This is a genomic window from Leclercia sp. LSNIH3 (genome assembly GCF_002935105.1).
GTDB classification, from domain to species: domain Bacteria; phylum Pseudomonadota; class Gammaproteobacteria; order Enterobacterales; family Enterobacteriaceae; genus Enterobacter; species Enterobacter adecarboxylatus.
Window position 1 is genome coordinate 2,328,366 of the sequence record NZ_CP026387.1, and the last position, 11,931, is coordinate 2,340,296.

Below are 11,931 nucleotides of genomic sequence, written 5' to 3' on the forward strand. Positions count from 1 at the left end.
TTAACGGCAGCAGGCAACTGCTGCCGTAACCCGGAATTCCACCATTCGCGCCTTGAGCAATGCGCATAAATCGTGCATAACTCCTTTATGTGTGTTTTACGTGATGGAAGACCATGAAATTTATTGGAAAGCTTCTCGTCGGTATTCTGGCCGTTCTGCTTATCGCGATCCTCGCGCTCTATATCCTTGTTCAAACCCGCTGGGGAGCGGCGCAGGTCAGTAGCTGGATCACGGTAAACACCGACTACGAACTCAATTTTGACCTGATGGATCACCGCTTCTCGTCCCCCACCCACTTGGTGCTGAAAAACGTCACCTTCGGGCGCGATGGCCAACCGGCGACCCTGGTGGCAAAAATGGTGGATATCGGCGTGAGCAGCCGCCAGCTCACCGATCCGCTGCACATGGATACCATCACCCTGTTTGACGGCACGCTGAACCTTTCGCCCCAGACGGCGCCGCTTCCCTTCCAGGCCGATCGCCTGCTGCTGAATAACATGGCCTTTAACAGCCCCAATACCGCGTGGGATCTCAGCGCCCAGAAGGTGACCGGCGGCGTACGCCCTTGGGACCCTGAAGCAGGTAACGTGCTGGGTAAAAAAGCAAATATCCAGATCAGCGCCGGGTCGCTGACGCTGAACGGCGTACCGGCCAGCAACGTGCTGATCGAGGGGGAGTTGACCGACAAAGAGGTGGTGCTGACCACCATCGGTGCGGATATGGCACGAGGTTCCCTCACCGGCACCGCACGCCGCGACGCCAACGGCGGCTGGAAGGTGGACAATATGCGCCTGAACGATATCCGTCTGCAGAGCGATAAATCGCTGTCCGACTTTTTTGCTCCCATCACCACGCTGCCGTCGTTACAGATTGGCCGCCTCGACGTGACGGACGCCCGCCTGCAAGGGCCGGACTGGGCGGTAACGGATCTCGATTTGAGCCTGCGCAACCTGACCCTGAGCCAGGGCGACTGGCAGAGCGAGGACGGTCGCCTGTCGATGAATGCCAGTGAGTTTATCTACGGTTCGCTGCACCTGTTCGACCCGATCCTGAATGCGGAATTTGCCCCGCAGGGGATTGCCCTGCGCCAGTTCACCTCGCGCTGGGAAGGCGGGATGGTGCGCACCTCCGGCAACTGGTTGCGCAGCGGAAAAGCGCTGGTGCTGGACGATGTCGCCGTCGCCGGGCTGGAGTACACCCTGCCGCAAAACTGGAAAACACAATGGATGGAGACACTGCCGGAATGGCTGCACAACGTCACGCTGCGCAAATTCGGCCTGAGCCGTAACCTGGTGATCGACGTTGATCCCGCCTTCCCGTGGCAGATCACCGCCCTCGACGGTTACGGCACCAACCTGCAACTGGCGAAAGATCGGCAGTGGGGCGTATGGGCGGGCACCGCCACCCTGAACGGGGCGGCTGCCACCTTTAACCGGGTGGACGTGCGCCGTCCGTCGCTCTCCCTGACGGCTAACGCCTCGACGATTGCCATCAATGAACTGAGCGCCTTTACCGAGAAAGGCATTCTGGAAGCGAAGGCCAGCGTCTCGCAGACGCCGGTACGCCAGACGACCATCAACCTGACCGGTCGCGGCGTGCCGTTGAACGTGCTCCAGCAGTGGGGTTGGCCCGCGCTGCCGGTCACGGGCGACGGCAATATTCAGCTCAACGCCAGCGGTAATGTGCAAAAAGACACGCCGTTGAAGCCGACAGTCAACGGCAGGCTGAATGCGGTGAATATGAATAAACAGCAGGTCACGCAGACGATGACGGGTGGGGCGGTGAATACGGTTGAGCAACAACCCTCACCCCAGCCCTCTCCCTGAAAGGGAGAGGGAGCAACCCCGTTATCACCTGCTTAAAGATGGGCTCTCACTCTTCCCTCTCCCCTATGGGAGAGGGTTAGGGTGAAGGGTCTCAGAGGTGAATCACCACCTCGTCCCCCTCTGCTTTCACTACCACGCCCCACTCGCTGCCAGCATGTGACGCACCTTTCACACCGCCAACACGTTGCACATTGCGCAAACAGACCGACCAGTCCCGCGCCTCGCCGTTTCCTTTCAGGGTCAGGGTGTCGCCGCTGCGCGTTGCGGTCAGGGTGAAGGCGACAGCACCGTTCGCCGCGGAGACTTCGCTCACCGCCGTGGCGCCATCGTCCAGGTTAAACAGCTGGAAGGCCGTTCCCTCATTCCAGGCATAGTCCGGCTTCTGGTCGTTATTGCCCAGCGCCAGCAGGGTGTTGTTGCGCACGTAGACCGGCAGGCTTCGGAAGTCGTGCTGCTGTTTATGCCAGCGGCTGCCCTGGATTTCGTCGTTGTGCCACAGGTGCGTCCAGCGCCCTTCCGGCAGGTAGAACTGCACATCCCCCGCCTCGCTGAACACCGGTGCCACCAGCACCGAATCCCCCAGCATGTACTGGCGGTCGAGATAGTCGCAGGCCGGATCGTCCGGGAACTCGAGCATCATCGCCCGCAGCATCGGCGTGCCAGACTCACGCGCCAGTGCCGCCTGGCGATAGAGGTACGGCATCATCCGGCATTTCAGCTGGGTAAAGTGACGCACCACGTCGCAGGATTCATCATCGTAAGCCCATGGCACGCGGTAGGATTTGCTGCCATGCAGGCGGCTATGGCTGGAGAGCAGCCCAAACGCGCACCAGCGTTTGTAAACGTGCGCCGGAGCGGTGTTTTCGAACCCGCCGATATCGTGGCTCCAGAATCCGAACCCGGACAGGCCAATCGATAGCCCGCCGCGCAGGCTTTCGGCCATCGACTCGTAGTTGGCGTAGCAGTCGCCGCCCCAGTGCACCGGGAACTGTTGCGCACCCACCGAGGCCGAACGGGCAAACAGCACCGCCTCCTCTTCGCCTACCGACTCTTTCAGCACGTTCCACACCAGCTCGTTATAGATATAGGCGTAGTGGTTGTGCATTTTTTGCGGATCGGAGCCGTCGAACCACTGCACGTCGGTCGGGATGCGCTCGCCAAAGTCGGTCTTGAAGCAGTCAACGCCGATATCCACCAGGCCTTTCAGCTTGTCGGCATACCACTGGCAGGCTTCCGGGTTGGTAAAGTCGTAGATCGCCAGCCCCGGCTGCCATTTATCCCACTGCCATAGCGAGCCGTCCGGGCGTTTCAACAGATAGCCCTTCTCTTTCAGTTCCCTGAAGACTGGCGATTTCTGGCCGATGTACGGGTTGATCCATACGCAGACCTTCAGCCCTTTCTCCTTCAGACGGCGGATCATCCCTTCCGGGTCCGGGAAGGTCACCGGGTCCCACTCGAAGTCGCACCACTGGAAGGCCTTCATCCAGAAGCAGTCGAAGTGGAAGACGTGCAGCGGCAGGTCGCGCTCGGCCATGCCGTCGATAAAGCTGTTTACCGTCGCTTCGTCATAGTTAGTGGTAAACGAGGTGGTGAGCCACAGGCCAAACGACCACGCTGGCGGCAGCGCCGGACGTCCGGTGAACTGCGTATAGCGGTTGAGCACCTCTTTTGGCGTCGGGCCGTCGATGACGAAATACTCCAGATACTCGCCCTCGACGCTGAACTGCACCTTGGACACCTTCTCGGAGCCGATTTCGAACGAGACGTTTTCCGGGTGGTTCACCAGCACGCCATAGCCACGGTTGGTGAGGTAGAACGGGATATTTTTGTACGACTGTTCAGTGCTGGTGCCGCCGTCGCGGTTCCAGGTTTCGACCGTCTGGCCGTTGCGCACCAGGGCGGTAAAACGCTCGCCCAGGCCGTAGACGGTTTCGCCCACGCCCAGATCCAGCCGCTCGAACATGTAGTTGCGATCGCTGTTGCCATCCTGCACGTAGCCGTTGTTTTTCAGCTGACTGCCGGTGATGCGCTGCCCGTTCCTGAGGAAATCGAGCGCCCAGAACTCGCCTTTGGTGACGCGCACGCTGACGTTGCCGCTTTTCAGCTCGGCAAACCCGGCGTTGTTTTCAATCTGCACGTTAACGTCCTTCAGGACGTTGAGCGGATAGTACGGGCCGTTATCCAGCGCGCCCTGGAAGTGCTCGATGCGCACCCCGACAATCCCCTCCTGCGGCGAAAACAGGCGCACCGTGAACATCAGAGTGTCGAGCTGCCAGGTGCGCTCGCGCACGTCTCGCGGGGCGACATACACCACCAGGTCGTTGCCCTGCTGCTCCACATCGAATACCTGAACCGGATAGGTCACGTTCAGACCCGGTTGAATGAGCCAGTTTCCATCACTGATTTTCATACGTTCGTCCTCTTAGTTCTGTAATTCTTTGCTGACCGGCAGGGTGTTAAATTCCTGCTGATTACGACGCGCACCCTGTGCCAGGTCGTCCATGATTTTCATCAGGAATGGCGTTTTCAGGCTGTAGAAGCGTTTGGCGATCACCGCGCTCAGCAGGTAGCACGCTGCCGGAACCAGGGTAAACAGGGCAATAATGATGCTGATGGTGGCGCTGTTCTGGGTTTTAGCTGCGGCATCGTAGCCGCCGCCTGCCAGCATCCAGCCAATCAATGCGCCACCCAGCGCCAGGCCCAGCTTGAGCACGAACAGCGTGCCCGCAAAGCTGATGCCGGTGAGGCGTTTGCCGTTGGTCCACTCGCCGTAATCGACGGTGTCGGACATCATTACCCACTGGATCGGGGTCACCAGCTGGTGCAGCACGCCAATCACGAAGATAAAGGCAAACATGGTGATGTTGGCCTGCATCGGCACGAAGAACATCGCCACGCTCGCCACCGCCAGCAGGGCGTTAGTCCACCAGAAGACGCTGACTTTGCACTTCCAGTCGGTGAGCGGTTTTGCCAGCGCGGAGCCAATCAGGTTGCCGACGCAGTAGGTGGTGAGGAAGGCGACGAACAGCGCCGGCGACCCCATGATCCAGGTGACGTAATACATCATCGCGCCGCCGCGCACGCAGACCGCCAGAATATTGAGGATGGTGAGCAGGCCGACGATGCGCCACTGGTCGTTCTGCCAGATGTCGCGCAGATCTTCGCGCATGGAGGTGGTGGCAGGCGGCACCTGGATGCGCTCTTTGGTGGTGAAGAAGCAGAACGCCAGCATCATGAACGCCACCACCGACAGCACGGCGATGCCGCCCTGGAAGCCGAGCGCTTTATCCTCGCCGCCAATCAAATTCACCAGCGGCATCATCAGCACCGTGGAGAGCATGCCGCCCGCCGTCGCCAGAACAAAGCGTCAGGATTGCAGGGAGATGCGCTGAGTCGGGTCGTTAGTGATCACCCCGCCCAACGCGCAGTACGGGATATTAACCACGGTATAGAGCAGGGTCAGCAGGGTGTAGGTGACGGCAGCGTAGATCATTTTGCCGTTCAGGCTGAGGTCTGGCGTGGTGTAGGCCAGCACGCAGACCAGGCCAAACGGGATGGCCCCGAACAGGATCCACGGACGGAACTTACCCCAGCGGCTGCGGGTACGGTCGGCAATCAGCCCCATGCAGGGGTCGGAGATGGCATCCAGCGCACGGGCCAGCAGGAACATGGTGCCGACAAACCCGGCGGGGATGCCGAAGATATCGGTATAGAAAAACATCATGTACAACATAACGTTATCGAAGATGATGTGACTTGCGGCGTCACCCATGCCGTAACCAATTTTCTCTTTGACAGACAAAACTTCGCTTTTCATTGTTATTCCTTCACGCGTAGGGGCGCTGAGACCGATTACATGTTTTGTAAACCATCCCCTACTCGTCAGGTATTGCGTTTTCTGGTTACGTTTTTACGATTCTTGTTTTTTGTGATCGCGGTAAAAGTGCGAAGGAGATCGTAACATGAGGATTTTCTTAAGATTTAAGTTGAAGAGGTAACACAGGTCAAAAAAGGGGTGAAATAAGTGTGCGAAAAGATGGGGTAAATGTTTGAAAGTAGCTATAATGCGCCCCGCCTCCATGTAGCAATCGAGGCGCGGAAGATCGTCATCTCCGGTGAGGTGGCTGGACTTCAAATCCAGTTGGGGACGCCAGCGTTCCTGGGCAGGTTCGACTCCTGTGATCTTCCGCCAGTTCAGTTCGAAATGGCGGAAGAGTTGTTATATATTCTCACTATGATAAATTCTGTCTTCTCCAATTTATAACGGCTTTTTTTATCCTTCCTTCGACTGTTTCTTTTTGCCACTCATCCCAGAAATCAACCGTTCCACTATTCGGTTTATTAGTAGGCTCATCAATTCTAACTCTTGTAGGTAAGAGGCTTGCATCTCCGACAACTAAAGCTTCCCCTGTATCCAGCATAGGTAATAACTCGCTAAATCCACCTAAATTTTCTGGCAGTAGCTTTTTAATCACCGCTTGATCATCAGCATTAGTTAATCTCATTGAAACAAAATTACTGCACTGACTTAAAATTGTTTTATTCACCTCAGAAGGACGCTGACTAATGACCACCAAACTTAACCCATATTTTCGCCCTTCTTTTGCTATTCTTTCAAATACACCAATTGATATTTGATCTGCCGTATCCAAATTTGTTTTTTGTGGTATATATAAATGAGCCTCATCACATAATAATGCTATAGGATGCCTTTCTGTTGGTGGTGTCCACTGTTGAAGAGAAAATGCTAACCTAGCTACTAAAGAAACCATCAAAGGTAAAATGTCAGATGGGACTTCTGAGAAGTTTATTATTTTAACCCCACCCAAATTATTTTCATGTTTACTACCAAATAAATAATTTGTTAACTCACTTAGCCATTCAAAACGAAGGCTATCATTGCCTGCATTAAAAAGAAACCCAAGACGTCTATCTGTGATTTTATTTTCCAGTCTAGCGATTAACCTTGATAACTTACCATTGAATTCTCCCATTTTATGCCCACGAGTTCCTTCAACCATTTCAGAGTTAATTTCACCGAGGGTTTTTAGAAGAGCTTTTATATCAAATGGGACGGGGCTATCAATTGTGAAACTTTCAAGCACATCTTTCTCACCTCTATTAATCAGATAATCTCTTTTTGCTTTATTAACCTCTCTAGAAATAATCATGGCTTGATTAGGTGCATTTTGATCTGACCTATCAACCATAATTGAAACAAGACCTTCATAAGATAAAAGCCAATATGGTAAATAAATCACTCCGTCGCTGATCATACTACCATTTTCTACTTCGGATGGTCCAGCAACTTTAAAATGAGTTATATTTTCATGTTGCAATGGTGAATACTCACCATGTAGATCGAACACAATAGAATTCGAGAACTTAAGACTTGCCATTTGTTCTACAATTTTAGCTGTTGTCCATGATTTACCTGAACCAGTACTCCCACCAATAAATGCATGTTTTTGAAAAAATTTATTACCATTAAGATATGCTATGGCATTATCGTCTAAAGTGTACTTACCAAGAGTTAAAGCGTTACCTTCCGCAGACGCATTTGATAATACGCGCATAAATAATGTCAGATATTCCCCTTCAAGGGTAAAGCAATTAGCATCAATCTCCGGCACACTTTCAAGTGTACGTCTAAACACATTATTTAAAACACCACATTTATCTAGCAAAGTTCCAATAAGTGTTACTTTGCATAAATTTAATTCTTCAACTTGTTCATCATCCAAATCATTATTTAATATTTTCTTTCTTGTAACTTGAGTAATTAATCCAATTAAATGCTGGCCGGGTTTTGAACTCTGTAGAACAACTAATCTATTTACTTGCAATCGTTTCAAATTATCTGGAGAATCTATAGTTATGATAACGGTGGATGTATCTACCGAAATAACTTTTCCCAATGCCTGCTCATCTGTGTAGTTAAAAATAGCCATATCTATTCCTTATAAAATAAGTTTTAAATAACCGTTTAGACTCCAATAGTTCTCATTTACTAAAATTGGATCTTTACTTTGTGAGCTATAAATAATTGACTGCCCATCATTTTCTCCACGCTCTATGGCCAGGTAGTTTGATACGCTTCCATTAAGTAAAAACTTCCGCGCTGAATTACTTAACTCCCAAGTAATTAAAGTGATACACGCATTTTCTCTCACGCATTTCTCTACTAATTTTTCTTGAATATGCTCATCATTGAAGCCAAATCCAATACATAAATATGACTTAGCATTATTGATGGCTTTATCAGCCATTTGTATTATGCTCCTAAATGGTTCATGGTAGGTCGTTGAATATTTTTCTATTCCTGGAGTAACTATTTTGGGAGTATGCTTTGGCGGTATGTTATTTAATTGTGTGTACCCAATGACATCTCCGTAAGGGCTACTAAACCAGTCTAAGCTTCCATGAACCTTCATAATATTAACAATACGTTGGCAACTTAAATAAGTATTGTTTTTTTGTTGCCTATAAAAACCATGGGAAAAGCCAGTGTAATGATGATGGCCAGAGTGTTCTACTGCATATTCTGCTAGTCTATCATAATTTGTTGTTATCAAATTTATTTCTTTAAGTGCGCTTCTAAATAAAGATGAAATTAATTCAGATAACGCAAAGAAATTAGCAGCATGAATAGATTTTGAAAAAACATCTAAATCTTGAGGATTTAAGAGCTCCCATGTCATATTGACTATTTTTGTGGTAAGAAATGCTGGCAGCCGAACTTCTAATAATGCTGATTCAAGATCTTTACCACTGTTCAATACATGGACAAATTCTTCCCACTTATCAATACATTCATTATCGCAATCACTTAGTTCAATTTTTTCAATAAGATGTTTAGCAAGCGCTCCCATGCCTGCCAATCCAAATGCAGCAGATGCTCCGCTTCCAAGAATAATTGTTGGAACCTGAGAGTAATAATGCTGAGCTTGCTTAAAGTAATCCACATCACTCATAATATTTATTTCCTGATTAATAAATTTATTATAAGGGCGGCTCATGAGACCTATTTAAGAGTTAGCCTTAATTTGCAAGCCTCCTTCACCCACTTACTAAAATTTCCTTTCCCCGCAGCTTTTTCAATCTGTGCCAAAAGTTCATCCTCAAATCGGATATTCTTCATCGTACTTTTGGTGCGGTCAAAATTTGGCTTCTTTTTATCTTGCATGGTAGGTACCAGTTCGGTTAGCTTATCACCATGTGGTACCTACCACATGGATTCAGATATCAAGCAACGCCCGGTAGTGTTCGAGCACTAAAGGGCGTCTAACCTCACCAACTATCAAGGAGTTGATTATGGCTGATTCGCATTCTACCCCAGACACCACCGCAACCGGAACTGAGCGTACTTTAATTGTGGGATATCGCCCGCAAGGTCGCGATCGCAGTACGCCAAACCTGATCCTTTCCGGCAAATGGCTGCGCGCGGCGGGGTTTGATACCGGGGATAAAGTTACGGTGAAAGTCATGGACGGTTGTATCGTGGTGATGGCGCACAACCCGTATGAGAAGGCGCTGCTCGCTGACTTAAAGCAGGCGCAGCAGAAGCTGAAAGGCATTGAAGGGGCGCTGGCTCTGGCATCATGACCCCGGGTTAAACCAGGTGCGGCATGTTTCCCCGCACCCCACCCCTCTCCCCAAAGAGGAGAGGGAGTTGTTCGTGCCAGTGTTTTTTTGTGGTGCTCCCTCAGTTCTCAGTGAGAGGGGCCAGAATGTGCGGCTATCACCCCCCATACCGCATATGCAATAACGGAAACGGATTGCCCTGCCCGTCCAGTTCCGACCGCCCGATCTGCACAAACCCCCTGTGCTGATAAAACCCCACCCCCTGCGGGTTTTGCTCGTTAACGTCCACCTCGTTGGCACCGAAATGGTCAATGGCGTACCTCAGCAATAACGAGCCAACGCCTTTTCCCCGGCTGGCATCGTCAACAAACAGCATTTCAATGCGATTTTCATCCACACCCAAAAAGCCATGTATAGCGCCCGTTTCATCCCGGGCAATCACAACGTTTAAATTCGGCAAATATGCATTGAGCAGGAGTGGGCGTAAGGCCGCAATATCACTCTCCTGCAAAAAGTGGTGGGTAGCACGAACGGATGATTCCCAGATCGCGACAAGACGTTCAAAGTATGAAGGGACTGCGGGTTCGATTTTCATAAAGCGATCATCGTTAAATACCGAAGCGATATCAAGCGTAGCCATTGCACTGATAAACAAGGACGATACACGTAATGACAGACCATTCTATTAACGGCTCATTTTCCCTGCCCGAAAACACTAATTTGCGTACGCTGACTGAATTGATAGCGTCCTGTTCACCACAAAGCCAACAGCGCATCAAAATAGCCGCCGATAAGATAATCCAGGAAACGCGCCAGCAAATTCTGCGCGACGCGTTGAAAAGGTCGTAGCGCTTTTTCCCCTCTCCCAACGGGAGAGGGAACCTAAACCCGCACCTCCATCACCGCATACACCCCGTCTTTCGGCACAATCACCGTGACGTTTTCCGTCGGGATACCTGCTGCGAGATGAATATCCTGCAACTGCTGCAACGTGCGCGGGAAGATAGGGGTCCAGCCAATACAGCGCAGGGCGAAATCAATCTGCGGGCTGCTGGTCAGCATGTTCGAAATAATCAGCGCCCCGCCGGGTTTAAGCAGGCGCAGGACATGTTTCAGGAAGGTCACCGCGTCGGTGTCGTTGAAATATTCGAAGATCCCCAGCGCATCCACCAGCTCGACGTTACCTTCGCCCAGCTCCTGGATCAGTTTATCGCTGCGGATAAGACCCTCGATCAGATCGCGCGGCAGTATCGTCACCTGCTCACCGGCCTTCAGCCCTTCGGCGGCGGCCATTTTCTCTGCCCAGCGCAGGGAGACGGGATCGTAATCCACCAGGGTTAAATGCACTTTTTGCCCGTCCAGTTGGGCACCGCGCAGCGCCTCCAGCACCGGGACGGCGGCACCGCTGGCCAGGCTGACCCAGACGTTGTCGATATCGTTACCCAGATACTGTGCCGCCAGCACGGAGAGCACCTTCGCGCGGGAACGGATGCCGATCGCATCGTTGGCGTGGATAAACCACTGGCGGCTGCGGCTGTCCATCCGCGTGCCGTCGGGGAGATGATCATCCAGCGGGTTCTGGATGGCATACAGGGCCAGCGCGGTGGGCACCAGCCGGGTACGCCAGGCGACAACCGCCGGGCGTGTTGCAAACGCCTTTTCAGACCAGTGATGCTGGCATTTAATCGTCTTCCCGCCGCTGGCATCCTTTTCGATGAGCGGCGGCATCAGCTGCGGGTCTGCTTTTAAGGCCCGATCAACGGCGTTCAGCTCACGCGTCACCTCGTCTTTCATCGGCCAGTTGTCGCTGACATCGGGAAACGACGCGCTGTAGATGGTCATGGAGGTCGGCGCGGTGCCGCGAAAGGGTTGCCAGTGCATATGTCATCTCCCGTGTGCCCATGACGCAAGTCTATTCTCTTGCCCGCGCATTACCCCAGGAAGAAAGCACGATCTTTATTGCCTGACCCATACCAGCTCATCAACCCGGAAGCCGAGGCTACGCGCGGTATTGAGGTAATCCTGTTTCACCGCGTCCGGGATGGTTGGCGTGCGCGACAGGATCCACAGATAGTCACGGTCCGGGCCGCTGACCAGCGCGTACTGATAGTCATCATCCAGCTTGATCACGTTATAACCGCCGTAGAACGGACCGAAGAACGACACCTTCAGCGCCGCAGTGGTTGGCGCGCCGGTGTAATAGGCTTTACCCTCGCTCTCATTCCACTTGCGTTTCAGGGGGTCGTATCCGCGGTTAAGCACGCTGATCCCGCCGTCGCTGCGCTTGCCGTAGGTGGCGGTCACCTTCTCCAGACCGCGTTCGAAGCGGTTTTCCAGACGGGCGACTTCGTACCATTTACCCAGATAGCGGCTGGCATCAAAGCCCGTAATCGGCTGTACACCTTTCGGTGGCGTAGGGGATTTGCAGGCTACCAGGGTCAACGCAATGGCGACACCGGTCACAACGGGCCATAGTTTCATGATAACTCCTGTCATTTTGCACGGTTGGAATTAAAGTGTA

Annotated in this window: 9 protein-coding genes, 1 tRNA gene and 1 pseudogene; 3 read left to right on the forward strand and 8 right to left on the reverse strand. The window is 52.3% G+C overall.

The annotated features are described in order from the left end of the window. Window positions 1-113: 113 nt before the first annotated feature. Window positions 114-1,826 carry an AsmA family protein gene (locus C3F35_RS11265; RefSeq protein ID WP_103793373.1) on the forward strand — a complete coding sequence of 571 codons (1,713 nt, stop codon included), beginning with the start codon at window positions 114-116 and terminating at the stop codon, window positions 1,824-1,826. A gap of 91 nt (window positions 1,827-1,917) precedes the next feature. Here C3F35_RS11265 and yicI read toward each other — a convergent pair whose 3' ends face one another. Together yicI and C3F35_RS11275 are read right to left on the reverse strand one after the other, a co-directional pair. Next, a complete protein-coding gene (yicI, locus tag C3F35_RS11270) occupies window positions 1,918-4,236 on the reverse strand; it encodes an alpha-xylosidase (RefSeq protein WP_103793374.1) in 2,319 nt (772 codons plus the stop codon). Window positions 4,237-4,248: 12 nt separating this feature from the next. Continuing rightward, a pseudogene (locus C3F35_RS11275) lies at window positions 4,249-5,643 on the reverse strand (glycoside-pentoside-hexuronide family transporter). A gap of 280 nt (window positions 5,644-5,923) precedes the next feature. Here C3F35_RS11275 and C3F35_RS11280 point away from each other — a divergent pair. After that, window positions 5,924-6,018 (forward strand) — tRNA-Sec (locus C3F35_RS11280). 40 nt (window positions 6,019-6,058) lie between these two features. Here the strand turns inward: C3F35_RS11280 and C3F35_RS11285 are convergent. The 3 genes from C3F35_RS11285 to C3F35_RS11295 are packed head-to-tail and all read right to left on the reverse strand — an operon-like array spanning window position 6,059 to window position 9,012. Beyond that, window positions 6,059-7,777, reverse strand: coding sequence for an ATP-binding protein (locus C3F35_RS11285; protein WP_103793375.1), 1,719 nt, complete (start codon window positions 7,775-7,777; stop codon window positions 6,059-6,061). 9 nt (window positions 7,778-7,786) lie between these two features. Next, window positions 7,787-8,800, reverse strand: coding sequence for an SIR2 family protein (locus C3F35_RS11290; protein WP_103793376.1), 1,014 nt, complete (start codon window positions 8,798-8,800; stop codon window positions 7,787-7,789). A 50-nt stretch (window positions 8,801-8,850) separates the two neighbouring features. Continuing rightward, window positions 8,851-9,012 (reverse strand): YlcI/YnfO family protein, encoded by a 162-nt coding sequence (locus C3F35_RS11295; RefSeq protein ID WP_103793377.1) that lies wholly within the window; start codon window positions 9,010-9,012, stop codon window positions 8,851-8,853. 128 nt (window positions 9,013-9,140) lie between these two features. Between C3F35_RS11295 and C3F35_RS11300 the strand changes: the two genes are divergently transcribed. Next, window positions 9,141-9,431: a SymE family type I addiction module toxin gene (locus C3F35_RS11300; protein WP_103793378.1), complete on the forward strand. Its 291-nt coding sequence runs from the start codon at window positions 9,141-9,143 to the stop codon at window positions 9,429-9,431. Between the two features lie 136 nt (window positions 9,432-9,567). On the opposite strand, the gene C3F35_RS11305 is transcribed toward C3F35_RS11300, so the two are convergent. The 3 genes from C3F35_RS11305 to C3F35_RS11315 form a co-directional block, all read right to left on the reverse strand. After that, a complete protein-coding gene (locus C3F35_RS11305; protein WP_103793379.1) occupies window positions 9,568-10,005 on the reverse strand; it encodes an acetyltransferase in 438 nt (145 codons plus the stop codon). Between the two features lie 287 nt (window positions 10,006-10,292). Then, the gene (locus tag C3F35_RS11310; RefSeq protein WP_103793380.1) at window positions 10,293-11,291 is read right to left on the reverse strand and encodes an SAM-dependent methyltransferase; all 999 of its coding nucleotides are present in this window, start codon (window positions 11,289-11,291) and stop codon (window positions 10,293-10,295) included. A gap of 75 nt (window positions 11,292-11,366) precedes the next feature. Next, window positions 11,367-11,891 carry a lipocalin family protein gene (locus C3F35_RS11315; protein ID WP_077226454.1) on the reverse strand — a complete coding sequence of 175 codons (525 nt, stop codon included), beginning with the start codon at window positions 11,889-11,891 and terminating at the stop codon, window positions 11,367-11,369. Window positions 11,892-11,931: the final 40 nt, after the last annotated feature.